Source organism: Acinetobacter lwoffii (assembly GCF_015602705.1).
Lineage (GTDB): Bacteria > Pseudomonadota > Gammaproteobacteria > Pseudomonadales > Moraxellaceae > Acinetobacter > Acinetobacter lwoffii_E.
This window is the reverse complement of sequence record NZ_CP059081.1, coordinates 656753-676467: the sequence shown is the minus strand read 5'-3', so window position 1 is coordinate 676467 and position 19715 is coordinate 656753. Positions and strand designations below refer to the sequence as shown.

Genomic DNA, 19715 nt, shown 5'->3' with positions numbered 1-19715 from the left:
AATATTATCTTTTAACCATAAATAAACATATGATTTTTATAAATATAAAAATAAGTAAGAGGATCAATATAGTCAAGATTCCTCAAGGCCAAAAATCCTGAAAAATATCAGGATTTAAACCAACTTATGGCATTCAGAATACTCTGGTAAAAATCTTCTAGACCTATGAATGTCATGATCTACGCGATGTGTGGATGCAGATGATCCTGTTCCAATTGCAAAACCAGCGCAGCAAACTTGAGTTCTTCTAAACGCAGATCAAGATAGGATTCTTGAATCATCGCCTGACTCAGTGTCTGCCCGGTATAATTCAGCAAGACATAATCATCCTTTAAGGCCTGCAATATCTCGCCCAAATTTTCTGTGCTTAATTGAGAGAGATATAAATCTGCCTTACAGTTGAAAGCCAGACTAAGGATTTCAATAGTACTTCGACGGCGATTGTCGTCGACATAATTACAGCTCGCAACCTGCTGTGTTTCTATGGCCTGCTGAATTCTGTCACGGACATTGCGTAAATGCCGAACCGCATCCGTTTCGCTATAACCCTCAATCAGCTGCTGTAAAACCTGTGTTTCAGAAAGTTGCAAGCCGAAGCATTTGACCTGTATTTTATGCTCTAAAGCACTTAGCACTGCCTGCAAACGATGCTGTTGTTTGGCTTGCTCATAATAGCCCTATAAACTTTGTCGAGCCTGCTGTTCAACTTCAATTAATGCTTGCGCCTGAAACTGGGCAAGATAATCTTTTACTCTTGCGATATAGGCTTTGAGATCATCGATCATGATCGAAGCATCCAGCTTGGTCGCTTCAACAAAGTTTTCGGCCTGCAAAGTCCGGTTAATAATATATTGCTCGATATCCCAGATATCCTGATATTTTTTATATTTATTCAGGGCAATGTTTAAACTGCCATTTTGTACCCGCAATTGGGTGATTTCATAATTCAATTCATCGACTTGAGTTTCATAATCTGCCAATTTGCTGCGGGAATGATCCAGGTTTTCCTGTAAAAACTGGATATTGCTGCGTAATGAAGCCTGTACCTTTAAGCTCCATAGCAATGCACATATTAAAATACTCGCGAGAACGAAGAGAGCCATACTGAGCATCGTTCTTTCCTTTAACCCCGGGCAGCGCCCTAAATCATCAAATTAAAAATTTATTATAAAGTCATGATTAATTTTGCATCACTTCGGCCAGATAATCAAAGCCGTTGATCAATACTAAGTCATTCATTCATTTTATTTTTCTACAAAATTTTTATGTGCAAGTCATGTATGACTGACTACTTTCCAGCTCAAGACAAATCCATTCTGAAACAACTTACGATATTTTTTATATCAAAGGATATAATTTGAAAGTTTAAAAATAATGAAAGGAAGGTTAAAAAATCATAAAAATAAAGGCATCAGGCCTATAGCGGGAGATAAAAGAATAAAAAATCTCTGGGCTTATCGTCAAGAGATAAACCGAACATTAAAATTTATATTCTGCAGTAACAGCCGATCAGGCAATGGATCAGTAGAAAATTTCATTTGAACATGCTTATAAAGCCACTCATTTCCACGCTGTTATCGAAATAAATTCTCACACTTTTTTATTCGGATTGCCCAGTTTAAGAGCTTGATCCTCATCATATTTATGAGCTTAAAAAGCATGTGTCAGGTTGGCTCTGATTATCAAGCAGAATCAAATTAGAATGGTATGGCTGCCTTAATTTCGACCGCAACACCACTCAAAGGCTGGATAAAAGCCAAATAACTGGCATGCAAGGCCATACGATTTAAAGGACTGCGCTGGGGTTCAGGATGATAAATTTTGTCGCCAGTAATGGGATGACCAATATGCAGCATATGGACGCGAAGCTGGTGGGAACGGCCGGTAATGGGGGTCAGTAACACCCGACTAATGTCTTGCTGAGGTAGATATTCTAATGCCTGATACAGGGTTTTGGCAGCCTTGCCCAGTTCAAAATGCACCATCTGACGCGGACGGTTTTCCCAGTCGGTAATCAAAGGCACTTCGACGCTGCCCTCACCTTCGAGTTTGCCTTGTACCAGCGCGACATAATTTTTAAGTACCGTGCGTGCCTGAAACATTTTACTCACCGCCACTTCTGCATCGCGGTGTTTGGCAAACATCAAAATACCTGAAGTGGCCATATCCAGACGATGGGTAATTTTGGCCTGCGGATATTTATCCAGCACACGTAAATAGGCACTGTCATGATGCTCAGGTAAACGCCCTGGAACTGACAATAATCCGGCCGGCTTTTCAATCACCACCAGATCATCGTCTTCATAAACAATATGCAGCGGTTCTTGCGGTGGACAATAGACAAAGTCGTTATTGATGGGCATTTTAAGGGTACAGCATCTGGAACAATGCGCGCAAAATAACAAGCGGCTTCTAGGCTGTCAATTACCGTGCTTGACCAGCTCAGCTTAATCTGCCAGATAATAATCGACCGTCGAGACCACGCGTACTTTTTTCAAATACGGCGTATTGCTGTCGCGATCTTCAATACTAAACAGCCCCTGATTGGCGGACTTGATTTTGCCCAGACTGCTTTTTGAATCTGCAGCAAATTTTTCCGCTACACTGCGCGCATTTTCGGTGGCCTGTTCAATCATCGCAGGCTTGATGTCATTCAGCTTAGTAAATAAATATTCCGTTCTTTGTCCGGAATCATCTCCGGCAAAGGCAATGCCTTTTCTGCCCAAGGCCACCAGACGACTTTGTGCCGCACGCACTGCATCTATTTTGTGGGTATAGACGGTGATGGTCTGGCTGGCGGTGTAACGTAGCGCGACATTGGCATCCCCGCCATATTGCTGCGCGTATTTATCGGTGATACTCGGTGAAGCACTGGTAATCTCTTCCGCGCTAAATCCTTCATTTTTTAAGAAGGTCTGAATTTCCTGGGTATTGGTTTGCATGGTATCGTACAACTCGGCCAGATCCTGACTGCCGGCATTAAAGCGGATTGGCCATACCGCCACATCGGCTTTGACTTCGCGTTCCGACAAGCCTTTGACCGAAACTATACGTTCATACTGTTTAATTTTCAGCACGCTATTGCCGAGAATCCATCCTGCAATAATCATTCCCAAGCCGATCAAGGCACCTAAAATCAGGGCCGGTTTGAATTGATTCATCCTTCAACTCCTTTGAAATCTTTTTTCGTTCTTATTGATCCTGCCACGCTATCAAGTAGCGATAAAATGATACTAATTCGATCTTATTTTTATCACTCGAAGATTTAATCACAACACCGCACTTAGCCTTGACTCATCAGATAGATTGCAATTAACGGTGTCAGGTTAAACAGCAGAATGCCAATTTTATACACCGCCATACCCGAATAATGAATCACATCAAAACTGGTATCTGACAGCCGAAACCATTTTCCATGCACCTGCTTCATCCAGTTTCGGGCAAAGACATAGACCACGAACCAGATCATGAGAATGACATAATTGATGAGTGTGCAAAACAGTAAAAAACGACACCAGATATCGAGATTCATGAGGATTCCCCTAGGGGGCAGCTGATGTTTTTAAAATAACAGATCATGCTGATAAATGAAGGATGGATTTGTATCCTGCTTGGATAAATAGTTTTCTTAAATTTATGATTTATATTTATTTTAATTTTTAATTCTACGTATATTGCTGGAGAATTTTTTAGGGTGTTGGGAAAACTCGCAATGGTTTACTTCAACTATCATTCTTTGTAAGACCTGATCTTATAGCCTATAAACTTTTGGTCTATAGCGTCCTAAGCCGAATCGAGACCTTTTGGGTTCGTACTGCACTCGCGTTTTGCGCCGCTCACAGCATGCTACTCTTTCCGATCCCATCACACCCTTGAAAGCTATATTAGGCAAAGATGGACGGGATTAATTTCCTATGTTTTTTTAATTTTCATTAAATCTGAAAATTTATTTCACCATTAACCTCAACATAGAGAAATAAATTCCATTTCCAATTTTTTATGCTTTTTTATTCGCCAAAATTAGAATTTATTGCAATTTATAATCAGGACAGGATTGCTGTTTTATTGAAAGAATGTTCCCTGAATCCATTGCGCACTAAACCACCAGGCACTGATCGCGGACATCCCGCACAAAAGATTGGCTAAGACCTTGTTGAGTCTGGTCAGCTCAGAACTATAAATTTTCAGGTTAAGTAGATAGGCGATCACAGCGTAAACCGAGCCAATCGCGCCCCCAAAAAGAATCAGGATCAGTGGCCATGCAGAATAGAAATGGGCTTTTTTATCTAATTTTCCTAACTCTGGTGCGTGCTGTTGAATATCCATAGATGATAGCCCTCTTTTTAATATACGCACTTGCACTATTTCTAGGCAGATATTTATCCTTTAGAAAATATTTGCCTTCTAGGACTTTCACTGAAGCAAGAAGCAGACCAGTTTTATCGTACAAATAGCTGTTGGGTATGATGATTGATATAGGCATTCAGGCCATCGCCATATTGAGCAAGCTGTTTCATGTTTTCGACATGCTGATAACCGGCACTGCTATAGCTATAAGTATAAACTTTCGAGGTTTTCTTAAATTGAACTCGAATAAACTCGTTACCAATCTCGTAATTGGCAACACCTGAGTCATGATTAAGATCAAGATAATGTTGCAATTGAGCTGCCCTAAACACGATGAATCCAGGGTTTTAGATGGGGTTTTATTGATCAATTTTCAAACAAATTTAAATCATAAATAGCGAAGTTTAGATAGCAAAAAGCCCTATTGAGTAATAGGGCTTTCGTTCAAAACAGAGGATAACTGTTTGAGTTGTTTTGCTTAGGCATTCTTATTGTTAAATTGATTGCCTTGGCATTTGGTACACGGTGGTAAACGATCAGTACCAATTTCTAAGTAGGTGCGGTGTCCGCATTGAACACAAAAATAGAAGCCTGTTCCGGGTTTTTCGCCAGCAGTAACCATCTTTGTTCTCCATGGTTTTAGAAATGGTCTGTCTAGTATAACCCTCTGGTGATGAATGTCTATTGTCCATTTTTGTAAATGATGATGGCATTTGGGCGAAGTTAAATTTTATAATTGCATTAATTATCTGATCTTTAAAAAATCCCTATAAGCTAAGTGTATTGACCAGTTAATCTCATCATCTTGATTCTCTATTGATCTAAATAAATCTGGATCATCCACAAAATGGGTGAATTTTATACGATCATCATGAATTCTAGAGAATATACCAATTTTATAAAGAAAATCAGCTAACTCTTCAGGATGTGTATAAACAACCCCATCAATTTTAGGAATGTCTGATTTTTCTCTTCCCTTAATATATTTTCTTTCAATTACTTGTATAACATACGAATAATTAAACTCCTTATCCATAGCCCTAAAAGCATCTATCAATTGGCTTAGCTCTTCAAATTGATGAGAGTGTTCTTTAATTAAGTCATCCTTTCTTTTTCTTCCAAAAGCTTCCAGCGCATATTGAAAATGATCTAATTTAACTTTTTTATTTAACTTACTTTCATTATAAGCTTTTTCACCCGATAGCTGACATAATTGAAGCATCCATCTTGGTCTCTTATTAGAAAAGCCATTAATTGCATCAAAGATATGCGCATTACTTTTTTCATTCCAATATATAGGACTATCAAAAACCAACTCAATTAATTGATTATAATCACGCTCAACTTTTAATTTAGCTTCTCTAGAAGTTGGATTGAATCTTTGAATATAACTAAGTATTTTTTTGCTAAAATATACCTCATTAATTTAGTATTCCAAAATATTTCAATAATATATTGATCAATCTTATCTAAATCTTCTAGATGTCTTAGGCACGCCCACACATCACTACGTACTGTTGCTCTTACTCGTAAATTCTTAAAGTCAAATGCTAATGATCTAATAGCACTAAAAAAAGATCCTACTCGATTTTGATAATCTTCATTATTTTTAAATTTTGAGTCTATATCATCGACCAATATCCAAACTGTTTGATCTGCATGTTCAGTAAAATATCTTTCTAAAGTTGAATTAAAGTTTTCAGGAAAATTTTGTGTTATCTCAATATCTAATTTTGGAATCTTACTTTTAAATCTTGAAAGTAGTCCTCCTACAAAATTCTTACTTTTATACCCATCAAGTTCTGCCATTTCAACTAATGTCATATCATCACTACTAAGAGCAATCCCTATGTTTGCTCCTAGAGTTATCATGATTTTTTTACAAATCACTTTCTTCCAATAATTTTCCAAATACGAATGGTCTTTTCCATTGAAATCCCCTAACTCTAATAAATCATTTCCTTTTACATATATAATTAACGGATTATTATATTTTTCTTCACTCTTTAATTTGGCAACAAGAAATTTTAGAAGTGCAGATTTCCCCATTCCTTTTCTAGCACTAACAATTGATAACTTACGATCTTCTTCGTAAAATTTATTAAACATTTCATGCTCATAAAATGAAGATTTAAGCACATCTAAATCTTCATCCTCACCCGCTAAATTTCCAAATAATTTTTCATCATAAAATGGTAATTTCAACTTATTTCTCTTTAAAAAAAACCCTACCGAACAGTAGGGTTTTTTTACAACAAAATCAATTACTTTAAGCTTAAATCATCAAGCCACATTCCCTTCCAAGAAATCCTGTGCAAAGCGCTGCAATACCCCACCCGCTTCATACACATGCACTTCTTCTTCTGTATCTAGACGACAGGTCACTGGCACTTCAATAATCTGGTTCTTACCATCATCGGTTGAACGCTCAATTACTAAAGTTAAAGTCGAACGTGGCGCGATATTACCGATCACGCTATACAGCTCAGTACCATCAAGACCTAAAGTCTTACGATCTGTACCCGGCTTAAACTCAAGCGGCAACACGCCCATACCGACTAGATTGGTACGGTGAATACGCTCAAAACCTTCAGCGACAATTGCTTCTACACCTGCCAGACGCACACCTTTCGCTGCCCAGTCACGACTGGAACCCTGACCATAATCCTTACCGGCAATAATGATCAACGGCTGTTTACGGTTCATGTAGATTTCAATCGCTTCCCACATCCGCATCACTTCACCTTCAGGCTCCACACGTGCTTTCGAACCTTGCTTGATCGTGCCGTCAGAACGCACCACCATTTCATTAAACAGTTTCGGGTTGGCAAAAGTCGCACGTTGCGTCGTGAGGTGATCACCGCGATGCGTTGCATAAGAATTAAAGTCTTCCTCAGGCACACCCATTTTTTTCAGGTATTCACCTGAAGCACTGTCGAGCACAATGGCATTCGATGGTGATAAATGATCAGTGGTGATATTATCGCCCAAGATCGCCAGCGGGCGCATATTTGACAATGTACGCGGTGCAGCCAAAGCCCCTTCCCAATACGGCGGACGGCGAATATACGTACTTTGTGGACGCCAGTCATACAGCGGACTTGTTGCCTTTTCATTCACACCCAAGTCGAACATCGGAATATAGATTTTTTTGAATTGTTCTGGTTTTACAGCAACTTTCACCAGCGCATCAATTTCTTCATCCGATGGCCAGATATCTTTTAGATAAATCGGGTTGCCGTCTTTATCATTTCCTAAAGCATCTTTTTCGATATCAAAACGAATCGTACCGGCAATTGCATACGCCACCACTAAAGGTGGTGAAGCCAAGAAAGCCTGCTTCGCATAAGGATGAATACGTCCATCGAAGTTACGGTTGCCCGAAAGCACCGCTGTTGCATACAGGTCACGGTCAATAATTTCCTGTTGAATCTTTGGATCGAGTGCACCCGACATGCCGTTACAGGTCGTGCATGCATAGGCCACAATACCAAAGCCCAATTTTTCCAGATCGTGCAATACGCCTGCTTCTTCAAGGTAAAGTGCTGCCGCTTTAGAACCCGGTGCAAAAGAAGATTTCACCCAAGGTTTACGCACCAAGCCCAATTCATTGGCTTTACGTGCTAGCAAACCTGCCGCCACCGTATTACGTGGATTGGAGGTATTGGTACAAGACGTAATCGCCGCGATAATCACCGCACCATCTGGCATCAAGCCTTCTGCTTCTTGCGCGCGAGCTGCTTCTAAATTACCGGCAATGCCTTTTTCTTTCAGGTCAGATGTCGAGACACGTGCATGTGGATTTGATGGCCCTGCAATATTACGTGTCACAGTCGATAAATCGAAACGCAATACACGTGGATATTCTGCTTGGGTCATATCCGATGCCCAAAGCCCGATCTCTTTGGCATAAGTTTCGACCAGTTTGACTTGCTCAGGCTCACGGCCGGTCAAGGTCAGATAATCAATCGTGTTCTGATCGATATAGAACATCGCAGCCGTTGCGCCATATTCAGGGGTCATGTTAGAAATCGTGGCACGATCACCTACCGACATACTGTCAGCACCCTCACCAAAGAATTCTAAATATGCACCAACCACACGTTCTTTACGCAGGAATTCGGTTAATGCCAAGACGATATCCGTTGCTGTAATGCCTGGCTTGCGCTGACCGACCAATTCCACACCAATAATATCCGGCAGACGCATCCACGATGCTCGGCCCAGCATCACGTTTTCGGCTTCCAAGCCGCCAACACCAATCGAGATCACGCCCAATGCATCTGTATGAGGCGTATGCGAATCTGTACCGACACAGGTGTCCGGGAATGCCAGACCATCACGGTTCTGAATCACCGGAGACATTTTCTCCAAGTTGATCTGGTGCATGATGCCGTTGCCCGCCGGAATCACATCAACATTCTCAAACGCGGTCTTGGTCCATTCAATAAAATGGAAACGGTCTTCGTTACGACGGTCTTCAATGGCACGGTTTTTCTCAAAGGCATCCGGATCAAAACCACCAAATTCAACCGCCAGTGAATGGTCGACGATTAACTGGGTTGGAACTACCGGATTGACTTTAGAGGGGTCACCGCCCTGATCGGCAATCGCATCACGTAAACCGGCAAGGTCAACCAGTGCCGTTTGCCCCAAGATGTCATGACACACTACACGTGCCGGATACCAAGGAAAATCATGTTCTTGTTTTCGCTCAATCAGCTGACGTAAAGACTGTTCCAGAATGGCAGGATCACAACGACGCACCAACTGCTCTGCCAAAACTTTGGAAGTATAAGGAAGTTTGGCATATGCGCCTGGCTGAATATCTTCTACGGCCTGTCGCACGTCATAATATTCCAGCTGGGTGGATTGCAGCGGTTTACGGTAGTTGTTGTTCATAAGCTTGCCTGCCCTCGTTTATCTCTATTTTTATTCATCAATAGATATTGATGAGTTACTTTTGTAATAGCAGCATTGTACGCTGCACAAATAGCATTTCCCAAATTTTATATTTTTCAAATACTTAATTATAAAAATCGGTATTTTCGCAAAAATTTGTTACATAGACTTTAGAATTTTTGCTTTAAAGCGGTCTTTTGCTAAAAAAATCTGAATAATTCGCCTTATTCTTTAGTCTTATGTTGCAAAATATTTCTCTATATTTTTATTTGATTATTACCCTAAACCACTAATATCATTAATAAATAATTAATTTTATTTGCATTTTTCTAAAGATAAAAAAATATAGTCTCACTGGTTTTCATAGGCCTGTCCTGCCGCCGCATTTAGCAAAATTTCAATCCCCTAATTTAGGATAGCAGATTTTCCAAAACTATCAGAAGCTCAGTGTGACGCATGTCACACTCTCCACAATCCTCACATTAAAACAATAACCATAACAGGCAGAACTGAAATGTTGAAAATCGCAATATTCGGAGCTATAGCCGCCATTTTGACGCTCTTAGCTCGCGGTTGGGATGGAACAAAAAATCCATCACCACCGTCAAATCCCTCTAATCCGTCCCAACCCTCTCATCCCTCACACCCCACACCTTCACCCAAACCCTCACATCCCGTTCCGACCACATCAGACAGCTTGATAAGCAACCCACCTCTGTTACCGAAAAGTGCCAAAGGCAAATATGAGCTGATCGTGGCCTATAAAACCAGCAAACTCTATAACCCCAGAAACGGCTTATGGGATCAGGTGCTGCTGAGAGGCTATTTAACCAAACCGAGTTTATTTGATAAGAAAAAAACTGGTGAATATGTCGAGGATCAGCTGGTCGGACCACAGATTCGGGTCAAACAGGGTGAAACCATGGCGCTTAACCTGAATAACCAGCTGCCACCCGAGTCAGAAACAACCTGTCCAACTCATGTTGAGAATGTAAATGAACCACACTGCTTTAATACTACCAACCTGCATACCCATGGCTTCTGGGTCAGTCCTCAAGGCAATAGTGATAATGTTTTCCTGAAATTCAAACCTCAGGAAAAATTTGATTATCAGTTCAAAATGGAACCGAATCATCCTGCAGGGACTTACTGGTATCATGCCCATCTGCATGGCTCAACTGCTCTTCAGGTGTCGAATGGCATGGCAGGCCCATTGATTGTTGAAGGCTCAAGAGTACCAAAAGTCAAAAATGGCAAAGTCACCTTAACTGGAGATATGGATATTCTATGGAAAGAAAAAAACAGTTACCCGAACGAAAACATCCTGTTGTTCCAGCAAATCCAATATCGCTGTAGCAATCCCGATCCTAATATCACATTCGCTGTTCCCAATAACTGTGAAGGTGTAGGTATAGGCATGCTGGAAAATTATAATGACCTGTCTATTGGTGGCTTCTGGACCAACCAGAATTACTACACGTCTATCAACGGTAAAATTGTGGGAGAAATGAAGGCTGAACAGAATGTATTTAACCGCTGGCGCATGATTCATGGTGGTGTACGCGATACCATTGGTTTAATCATAAAGGAAATTCCTGACTCCAGTAAGTTTACTGCAGAGCAAACCATTAAAGCCTGTTCAGCCTATCAGGAGGCAGACAAGAAAGCTGAATTTGACAAGCTGAATAGCCTGAATGTGCATACCATCGCGCAAGATGGCTTAACCATGAATCATGTACAGACCAGAACCCTGTCCGTGTTCCATCCAGGCTATCGTCATGATGCAATGGTTGCTTTTCCGACCACCAATAGATACTGCATTTTTGACACCAAATTGAATATCGATGATGAAATTAACGCGCCATTACCGAATATAGGTCCTCAAATTGCTCCAAATCATCGGTTCAATGCCCAACTGCTGGGATGGGTCAATGTAAAAGCAGCCAAGACCAAGCCTCAGACTGCTGCCCAGTTCCTGAAAGATCGGGCACAAAAAATTGGTTTAAGCAAAGACATTCAGACCCAGTTATCTCAGCTTAATCTTTCTGCGTTTAGTGATCATCCATCACTGATGACACCGGAAATTGATAAAGTAGTTGCTGCCCGACCAAAACAATATAGTGCTTTTTCGCTCGGCCCCGACCCTAGAACTGGCATATTCAAATTTGGCTTCCGGCATAAAAAAGATGGAGATACACTGAGTTTTGGAGATTTCTTTGATGGAGATGGTTCAGTAGATGGCGAATATGTCCGTCAGTTACAAGTTGGACAGACTGATGAATGGGAACTGACCAGCGCTGGTTTTGGTGGTCATCCGTTCCATATTCATGTTAACCCGTTCCAGATTGTTAAAATTTTGAATCCTCAAGGTAAGGATGTCAGTGAGTCAGTAGCCCCAGAAGATCCGGTGAATCCAGTTCTGGATGATGTGCAATACCGTGGCATGAAAGGACAATTTAAGGACACGCTTTTTGTAAAACAAAACTATACCTATATTGTGCGCAGCCATTACAAGAAATTTGAAGGTGACTTCGTACAGCACTGCCATATCCTCGACCATGAAGATCAGGGCATGATGGAAACCGTACGGGTGTGTGGAGGCAAATTCCCTTGTGATTCGCCATTACCGGCTAGCCATCACCACTAAAGACCTGCTCGCTAAAAGCCAATGATTTCGATTGTTGGCTTTTTTGTTTGCCTCTATTTGATGCTTGCTGCACAATAACTGCATTGATTTATAGTATTCAAACCGGGGCTTATTATGGCAGCGTCTCCTGCTTTTACATTGTTTAGTCTGAATGGTGTAGATGCACAAAAATTCCTTCAAGGTCAGGTGACTTTGAATACTGAAACTTTGGCGGAAAACCAGACACGCTATACTGCAATCTGTAGTCTGAAAGGACGCATCCAATTTGGCTTATGGCTTAAAAAAATCAGTCCGGAAAGCTTTGAAATCGTGAGCATTGCAGATCAGGCTACGGAACTGGCCAATCATATTAAAAAATTTGGCGCCTTTTCAAAAATGAAACTGGAATTGGTCGGTCCAGTTTATCCAGTCATCAATGGCATTCATACTGACTTTGTGGCGACTGAAACCGATGTGACGATGTGGGAACAGCAAGCCATTGAATCAGGTCAAGCCTGGATCCAGGCGGCTACCGCCAATCTGTTTCAACCACAGGAATTACGTTTGCATCAACGCGAAGGCATTCACTATGACAAGGGTTGCTATCTGGGTCAGGAAGTGATTGCGCGCTTATGGTTTAAAGCCAAGCCAAAACACTGGTTACATCTGGTTCAAGGTACAGGTGCCACACCTGCTGTGGCGACAAAACTGAATAATGATGTAGAAGTCGTCAATAGCATCGCGATTGAAAATGGTTATAAAGCACTAGTGGTGGCAAAACCTGAAGCATTGAACGAGCTAGGTCTCGAAGTTCTGGAGCTTCCCGAAGCTTTGAGCGGTGATGTAGCGCGTCCGCAATAATCACTGCATAACTCATAAAAAAGCCAAGATAAAATTCTTGGCTTTTTTATTTTAGAAGCCATGAAACAGCTTGTTCATGTCTTTTACCACATAATCTTTAAAATGATAGGCCCGCGCATGTTTGGCATCAAACTTTGCCGTGAGTTCACCTTTTTGAAAGACATATACCCGGTCTTCCTGACTCATCAAAAACTCTGCACCAAGTTTCATCAGCAGCGCATCAATCTTGTCTTCATCGGCAATCGATTCATCAGCATTGATTCTGTCATAGTGACGTTTAATGGTTTTGACAAACATGGTTAAATCCTGGGAGTCTGATTCAAACCGAGATTTAAACAGAGAAGTCGGCTGAAGCAAAGTAATCCTTTTGATATCTGCAGGATTGATCAGAAACCTGTCCAAATCATGCATCGATTTAATCGGTATATTGTGCTTCGATGATTTGTATTTAGTGACAAATTGTATATTTACAAAGCACAAAATCCTTTTATGATGTAAGTGAAAATGATTAAAATCGCACCAAGGAATAATGTGCCAGCAATAATAAGGTTATAGGAACCATGAAAAAATTAGTACTCGCTACAGTTCTTGCCCTTTCTGCGCAATTCGCTCTGGCAAATACCGTAAAAGATCAAGTCGATCCCCAATTTCAAAAAGTTGAGGCCATGGTCAAAGCCAATAATTTTAAAGGTGCCTATGACGCTTTGAATCAATTGGCCAGTCAAGGAAACGCCCAGGCTTTATATAACTTAGGCTATTTGACCCAAACCGGCCAAGGTACAACCAAAGACGAGAAAAAAGCCATTCAGCTCTACGAACAGGCAGCCAGCAAAGGTTATCCGGTGGCCAATTATGTATTGGGTAAAAATTATGCAGCCGGCACACTCGGACTCAAACAGGATTTGACCAAAGCCAAACAGCATCTGGAACGCGCTTCGGCAGCCAAATTTGATGATGCCAGCATTGATCTGGCCATACTGCTGTTTTCTGAAAATACAGCAGCGTCAAATAAAGCCGGACTGCAAAAGCTGCAACCGCTGATCAGCAAAGGCAATATGCAGGCCATTCATGCCAAAGCCTTATATGACATCAGCAGCGGTTTCAAAAACAAAGATGAAAAACCGATTCAGCAAGGCCTAAGCAGCATTCAGGAACTGGCAAAAAAAGGTTATATTCCGGCGCTGATGGCAGTAGGTAATATGTTTGCCAATGGCAGTATTGTTCCGCAAAACCTGCCAGAAGCGAAGAAAATCTTTGCCGCACTGGCGCAGCAAAATGTTCCACAGGCCAAAGAGTCTTTGGCAGCGGTAGACAAAATGCTGGCTGAGCAGAAAAAAGCACCTGCGAAAAAGAGTTAAGTTAATTCCACAAAATTAAAATATAAAAAGCCCCATGCAATTTGGGGCTTTGTTTAATGGCAGAGCTTCCATCTGCTAAAAGATTACCCCCACCACAAGGCAATTAAGCCACTGGTCACGATAAAACCGGCAATGGTACTCATCAACAATGGTGTTAAAGTTCGATCATTCAGACCATACGCCTGTCCCAACATGCCAAAAATCGTTGGCATCGGCAAAGCTGCAATTAGCGTACCGACACGGACCATTTCCTCATTTAATTCCGTCAACTGGCTCAGCCCCAGATACATCAATAACGGCATCATGATATTGTTGGAAAATACCAGATAGAAACTTTGCAGATTGACATATTTCAGGCTCATTCCCACGATCCCGCCGCCAATAGCAAACAGGGCCAATGGTGACGCTGTCTGACCAATCAAGGCAAAGACCTGATCAAGATAGACTGGAATTTTAATCTGGAAAACTGCACAAGCCATGCCGAGTATTACCCCCATAAATAAGGGATTCTTTAGCAAAGTCAGCAGTACACTTTTCAGAATGGCGCCGAGATTTGCCTGATGTTGTGTGCCCAGTGCAGCCATGACCAGCACCAGCGGAATCAGCAACATGCTTTCGATGATCACCACCAGAGAGGTATAGGTCATCGCCTGTTGCCCAATCAATAAGCTGAGCACAGCCGTACCAATCAGGCCGGTATTCGACATTGCAGCGCCCAGCGACAGCACTGCACTTTGCGAATGCGTATTTTTAAAATGACGGCGCATGATCCAGAAGCCGCTACCATAGAGCACTAAGGTCACGCTGCTATATACTGCAAAGTATTCAAAATACCAGATTTCATGCAGGTCCTTGGAGGCAAGGGACTGAAAGAACAGCAAGGGCAAGGCTACTTTAATCACAAAAGCACCGACCGTCCCCACCTGCTCTTTGCTTAACACTTGACTCTTTACAGTCAGATAACCCACTGCCAACAATAAAAATATGGGCACAATGACCGCAAAAATCATAATGCAGTATCCTCTTGTCAGTGATATTCCATTATAAGAATTTCTGAGACTAAAGCAGTGTTAAAAAGGCTCAAACAGGTGATTCAAACCATGCGGTGCAGAGCGCAGATATTGCGGTGAAATCTTGATTTTTTCATCAAGTGCTGCCGCTGCATGCCAAGGCCAATGTGGATCATAAAGAATGGCACGAGCCAGTGCGATAGCGTCGGCTTGGCCCTTTTGTAAAATATCTTCTGCCTGCTTAGCTTCAGTAATCAATCCCACGGCAATCACGGGAATATTCACGACTTTCTTGATCGCATCTGCAAAAGGTACCTGATAATTCGGCTTCACATCAATGTTCTGTTTGACATGCAGCCCGGCACTGGAGATATGAATATAGGCAGCACCCGCAGCTTCTAGTGCTTTAGACAATTCAACTGAAGAATCAATGGTCCAGCTGTCTGGCTGATCCATCCAGTCGCTGGCTGAAATACGCACTCCAATTGGATAACCTTCTGGAACCGCCGCTTTCATGGCTTGTAATACTTCCAGAGTCAGGCGAATCCGGTTTTCCAGTGAACCGCCATACTGATCATCACGTTTATTTGAAAGTGGTGACATGAACTGATGCAGTAAATAACCATGCGCTGCATGCAGCTCAATCAGGTCAAAACCGGCATCAACTGCACGTTTGGCACTTTCTGCAAAGTCAGCAATGACCTGCTCAATTTCCGACTGGCTTAAGGCTTTGGGTGGATGTTCATCGGCCTGAAAAGGAATATCACTGGCAGAAACAGTTTGCCAGCCATGTGCTTCATCCGGCTTAAACTGACCTTTACCTGCCCATGGTTTATCTGTTGAAGCTTTACGCCCTGCATGTGCGAGTTGAATCGCAAAAGGCATCGGGGAAATGGATTTGACTTTTTCCAGTAAGGTCTTGATCTGCTTTGCCTGTTCGTTATTCCACAAGCCCAGATCGGCATAACTGATCCGGCCTTCTGGCTGTACCGCAGTCGCTTCGACAATACATAAACCTGCACCCGATAAGGCATAGTTGGCCCATTGCTGCTCGTGCCAATAGGTAATTTCCCCCTGCTCTGTTGCAGAGTACTGACACATCGGCGCAATTACGATTTTATTTTGAAGTTGCAGTGATCCAAATTGAATAGGTTGAAATAGTAATGCCACGCTGTATTTCCTCTTTTTATTGCACAGTTTCACTCTAGAAATAAAAACAGGCTCCCAAGAGCCTGTTTAGTTATAACGTGAACGATCAAACTTTAGAAGATGATTCGTGTAGTCAAACCGAGTACCAGTGCATCATCCACATTGTTGCTTGAACCTGGATTAATGACATATTGCAGGTTTGGACGCAGCATCAGCCACTTTGTTGTGTTATAGCTATAGTTCAGTTCAATATTGTATTCTGCACTCGCATCAAAATTCAGATTCTTGATCCGGTCATTAATATGTACACGATTGACCGCCAGACCTAAAATATCATTCGGCTGGCTGTCCGCAAGACCGATATATTTCACACCAATTTGTTGTGAATTATCTACTTTGTTAGTATCGCGGTCATGCCAGGTAAAGTTGGCAAATGAATGCAAACCCTGACGGCCCTGACCTCTAGACGTTAACTGTTGTTCTACAGCTAACCAGCCTGCAAAGGTACGGTTTTTACCCTCAATCCCCACACCATCGGCCTTACCCTTAGCAATATCAAACTGATTTTCGGGATTATCGGCAGTATTGTACATCCCGCCAACCCGGTAGCTGCCTGGCAGGCCATTCACTAATGATTTCGGTGTCCAGATTACTTCTGCTGGAATTGTCACGCCATCTGCATGGTCGGTATCCAGACTCCAGCCTTGACCTTCTTTAGCGCCATTACCATTATCCGGATTAAACTCATACACACCGACTTGTACGGCAAGTTCAGGATTGAGTTGCTGCTTCACGCGCGCACCCCATTGTGCTACAGGCGTATTCATCCAGATATTGCCCTGCCATTTACCCATCTGTGCAGCACAAAATGCCGTACTGGCAAAATCACAAGCCATGACATTAAAGTCCATGCCCAGACCAAGACGACCCGCCTTAATACTGAGCCCTTGGTCTTTATAATTCTTTTCAATAGACAGCTCGCTCAGACGGCTATCCTGATTACCACGCCCAAAAGTGCCTTGTACATTGGCTAGCTGAGGTGCACTAAGATCCTGCAAGTCACGAACAGAGGTACTTTGACCCTGACGTGCACTCATCACGGCACGTACAGTGACACCATTCCATCCTGTCAGCTTTTCCATATCCAGCTGAGTACCCAGCCATAACTGGGCAGAAGTTAATGGATCTGCGCCCTCATTACGACCACCATCAGCAAGATAGGCAGTATCGGTTAATAGATTGGCTTCAAATTTAATTCCCTGTTGGGCCAGTTCTGTACGTTGACCATTCCAGTCCCCCAGTAAATACTGACCTTGTGGATCAAATGCAGATTCCGCCTGAGCGGTTGTCATGACAGCCATTAAAGGCAATAGAGCTAGACCTAAATATTTCATGTAAAACCTAAACATTCGGAGAGAAAAACAAGCAAGGTTTTTAAATTGCTATTAGGTGCATGAATTTACATAACTTTTCATACAAATTCCCAGCATTTTTTTTATTACTCATTAAACTTTTAGTTATGTCTTAAACATAAAAATATAATTTTTATTTAAAAAATCTTAAATTATTTATATATTTTTCATCAGCTTATAATGTATTGATAATTTCCATTCGATTTACTTCTAAGAAAATTCGCTATAAAAACATAGAAACCCAGTTTATTCTTTAAACAATTACAGCTTAAATAAATATGAAATACCTAGTCATTTTCCAGCGATTTCACCCAGATTAACGCTTGCAATCCCAGCCAATTCACCCAATATTAGCTGCATCTCCCCTCGCCACTGATGCGTTATGCCTGAATTACCAGAAGTTGAAACCACCAAAACCAGTTTATTACCCTTATTGGAACAACGCGTCCAACGTGTTGAAGTGCGTCAGTCAAGTTTGCGTTGGCCCATTCCAGAGAATATAGAAAAGCTGGTAGGGCAAAAATTACTGAAACTCACTCGCCGTTCTAAATATATTCTGGCGGAGTTTGAACACGACACTATGCTCTGGCATTTAGGCATGTCGGGGAGTTTCCGTCTATGCGATGGCAATGAAGAATTACGCAAACATGACCATCTGATCATTCAGTTTGATGATATCGAACTGCGTTATCATGACCCTCGCCGTTTTGGTTGCATTCTTTGGCTGGATGCACAATCACAAAGCAAATTGATTGACACGTTGGGGCCAGAACCCTTAAGCGAGAACTTTAATGCCAAGTATTTATTTGAAAAATTGAAGAATAAAAATGTTGGCACCAAAGTTGCAATTATGGATAACCATGTGGTGGTGGGCGTAGGCAATATTTATGCGACCGAAAGTCTGTTTAATCTGGGGATTCATCCGGCACAACCTGCCTCGACTTTAAGCTTGATGCAGATCGAAAAGCTAGTTCTGGAAATCAAGCGCATCTTGAAACAGGCGATTGATCTGGGTGGTTCAACCTTAAGAGACTACACTAATGCTATGGGCGAAAATGGCTATTTTCAGCAAACCCTGCTGGCTTATGGCCGTGCCGGTGAAATGTGCGTGAACTGTGAAACTACGCTTGAAAATATCAAATTGGGACAACGTGCTTCAGTTTTTTGTCCTGAATGCCAACCTTTGAAAAAGATCCAGCTCCCTGTCAAAAAAGTGGCAACTGTACGAGGGAAAAAGTCATGAAGACAGCTATTGTGCGTCATATTCTGGTTAAAGATAAAGAAACTGCTGAACAGCTTAAAAAGAAGATTTTAAGTGGCGCCGACTTTAATAAAATCGCAAAACAATATTCCACCTGTAATTCTGCCAAACGTGGCGGTGAGCTAGGTGAAGTGAAGAAAGGCCAGCTGGTTCCAGTGATTGATAAACTGGTTTTTACTGCCGCTGAACGTGTATTACATGGTCCGGTCAAAAGCCAGTTTGGTTTTCATTTGGTCGAAATCAAATTCCGGATGGATTTTTAATATTTATAAATCCCTCCTTACCTCCCCCTTTGTCAAAGGGAGGAGTTCCCTTTTTATAAAGGGGATTTAGGGGGATTAGAAAAATTAGACTTGAGGTGGACGCTTTTTCAATTCATCACGAATTTCACGCAGTAATTCAATATCGGCTGGGGTAGTCGGAGTTTCCTCGACTGGGCCTTCTTGTTTACGTAAACGGTTCATGAATTTCACCAATAAAAATACGACCCAAGCCAAAATTAAGAAGTTAATTAAAATCGTTAAGAAGTTACCGTAAGTCAGTACATTTACACCGGCCTTAGTTAATGCATCCAGAGATTGTAAATTGTCTGGGTTTCTTCCTAAGATAAAGAATTTTTGGGTAAAATCGACGCCACCACCGGTGATCACCGTAATTAAAGGCATAATGATGTCTTTCACCAATGAATCGATGATCTTGCTAAAAGCACCACCGATAATGACACCAATCGCCAGATCCATCATGTTGCCTTTGATCGCAAACTCTTTAAATTCTTGAATAATGCTCATA

17 protein-coding genes and 2 pseudogenes are annotated in these 19715 nt (G+C 41.8%); 5 read left to right on the top strand and 14 right to left on the bottom strand.

Translation table 11 applies throughout. The features are described 5' to 3' along the window. Window positions 1–179: 179 nt before the first annotated feature. From H0S56_RS03200 to acnD, 9 genes and pseudogenes are all read right to left on the bottom strand, one after another. Window positions 180–1112: pseudogene (locus tag H0S56_RS03200) on the bottom strand (DUF4041 domain-containing protein). 585 nt (window positions 1113–1697) lie between these two features. Further along, entirely contained in the window at window positions 1698–2363 is a 666-nt protein-coding gene (locus H0S56_RS03195) for a pseudouridine synthase (RefSeq protein WP_195725644.1), read from the bottom strand. Between the two features lie 84 nt (window positions 2364–2447). Then, complete coding sequence (locus tag H0S56_RS03190; protein ID WP_195725643.1) at window positions 2448–3161, bottom strand: SIMPL domain-containing protein; 714 nt, start codon at window positions 3159–3161, stop codon at window positions 2448–2450. 122 nt (window positions 3162–3283) lie between these two features. Next, window positions 3284–3532: a DUF6868 family protein gene (locus tag H0S56_RS03185; protein ID WP_195725642.1), complete on the bottom strand. Its 249-nt coding sequence runs from the start codon at window positions 3530–3532 to the stop codon at window positions 3284–3286. Window positions 3533–4062: 530 nt separating this feature from the next. Beyond that, on the bottom strand, window positions 4063–4326 hold the full coding sequence (locus tag H0S56_RS03180; RefSeq protein WP_195725641.1) for a hypothetical protein: 264 nt from the start codon (window positions 4324–4326) through the stop codon (window positions 4063–4065). Between the two features lie 113 nt (window positions 4327–4439). Continuing rightward, window positions 4440–4661, bottom strand: coding sequence for a hypothetical protein (locus tag H0S56_RS03175; protein ID WP_195726041.1), 222 nt, complete (start codon window positions 4659–4661; stop codon window positions 4440–4442). Between the two features lie 164 nt (window positions 4662–4825). After that, entirely contained in the window at window positions 4826–4969 is a 144-nt protein-coding gene (locus H0S56_RS03170) for a zinc ribbon-containing protein (RefSeq protein ID WP_004645925.1), read from the bottom strand. Window positions 4970–5092: 123 nt separating this feature from the next. After that, window positions 5093–6486, bottom strand: a pseudogene (locus H0S56_RS14490) (P-loop ATPase, Sll1717 family). Between the two features lie 144 nt (window positions 6487–6630). Next, window positions 6631–9249: a Fe/S-dependent 2-methylisocitrate dehydratase AcnD gene (gene acnD, locus H0S56_RS03160; RefSeq protein WP_195725640.1), complete on the bottom strand. Its 2619-nt coding sequence runs from the start codon at window positions 9247–9249 to the stop codon at window positions 6631–6633. Window positions 9250–9763: 514 nt separating this feature from the next. Between acnD and H0S56_RS03155 the strand changes: the two genes are divergently transcribed. Together H0S56_RS03155 and ygfZ are read left to right on the top strand one after the other, a co-directional pair. Further along, the gene (locus H0S56_RS03155) at window positions 9764–11896 is read left to right on the top strand and encodes a multicopper oxidase family protein (RefSeq protein ID WP_195725639.1); all 2133 of its coding nucleotides are present in this window, start codon (window positions 9764–9766) and stop codon (window positions 11894–11896) included. A gap of 114 nt (window positions 11897–12010) precedes the next feature. Next, the gene (ygfZ, locus tag H0S56_RS03150) at window positions 12011–12736 is read left to right on the top strand and encodes a CAF17-like 4Fe-4S cluster assembly/insertion protein YgfZ (protein ID WP_195725638.1); all 726 of its coding nucleotides are present in this window, start codon (window positions 12011–12013) and stop codon (window positions 12734–12736) included. A gap of 51 nt (window positions 12737–12787) precedes the next feature. Here the strand turns inward: ygfZ and H0S56_RS03145 are convergent, their stop codons facing one another. Next, entirely contained in the window at window positions 12788–13033 is a 246-nt protein-coding gene (locus H0S56_RS03145; RefSeq protein ID WP_004645929.1) for a hypothetical protein, read from the bottom strand. A gap of 263 nt (window positions 13034–13296) precedes the next feature. On the opposite strand from H0S56_RS03145, the gene H0S56_RS03140 reads away from it, so the two are divergent. Next, on the top strand, window positions 13297–14094 hold the full coding sequence (locus H0S56_RS03140) for a tetratricopeptide repeat protein (protein ID WP_195725637.1): 798 nt from the start codon (window positions 13297–13299) through the stop codon (window positions 14092–14094). Window positions 14095–14177: 83 nt separating this feature from the next. Here the strand turns inward: H0S56_RS03140 and H0S56_RS03135 are convergent, their stop codons facing one another. The 3 genes from H0S56_RS03135 to H0S56_RS03125 form a co-directional block, all read right to left on the bottom strand. Further along, the gene (locus H0S56_RS03135) at window positions 14178–15104 is read right to left on the bottom strand and encodes an AEC family transporter (RefSeq protein ID WP_195725636.1); all 927 of its coding nucleotides are present in this window, start codon (window positions 15102–15104) and stop codon (window positions 14178–14180) included. 60 nt (window positions 15105–15164) lie between these two features. Beyond that, window positions 15165–16274, bottom strand: coding sequence for an NADH:flavin oxidoreductase/NADH oxidase (locus tag H0S56_RS03130; RefSeq protein WP_195725635.1), 1110 nt, complete (start codon window positions 16272–16274; stop codon window positions 15165–15167). 92 nt (window positions 16275–16366) lie between these two features. After that, a complete protein-coding gene (locus tag H0S56_RS03125) occupies window positions 16367–17647 on the bottom strand; it encodes a carbohydrate porin (protein ID WP_195725634.1) in 1281 nt (426 codons plus the stop codon). Between the two features lie 400 nt (window positions 17648–18047). Between H0S56_RS03125 and mutM the strand changes: the two genes are divergently transcribed. Both mutM and H0S56_RS03115 read left to right on the top strand, forming a co-directional pair. After that, complete coding sequence (gene mutM, locus H0S56_RS03120; RefSeq protein ID WP_195725633.1) at window positions 18048–18908, top strand: bifunctional DNA-formamidopyrimidine glycosylase/DNA-(apurinic or apyrimidinic site) lyase; 861 nt, start codon at window positions 18048–18050, stop codon at window positions 18906–18908. Further along, a complete protein-coding gene (locus H0S56_RS03115; RefSeq protein ID WP_004281718.1) occupies window positions 18905–19189 on the top strand; it encodes a peptidylprolyl isomerase in 285 nt (94 codons plus the stop codon). The genes mutM and H0S56_RS03115 overlap by 4 nt, the downstream gene beginning before the upstream one ends. An 84-nt stretch (window positions 19190–19273) precedes the next feature. On the opposite strand, the gene mscL is transcribed toward H0S56_RS03115, so the two are convergent. Beyond that, window positions 19274–19714, bottom strand: a complete 441-nt coding sequence (gene mscL, locus H0S56_RS03110; RefSeq protein WP_004281717.1) for a large conductance mechanosensitive channel protein MscL — start codon at window positions 19712–19714, stop codon at window positions 19274–19276. Window position 19715 lies beyond the last annotated feature (1 nt).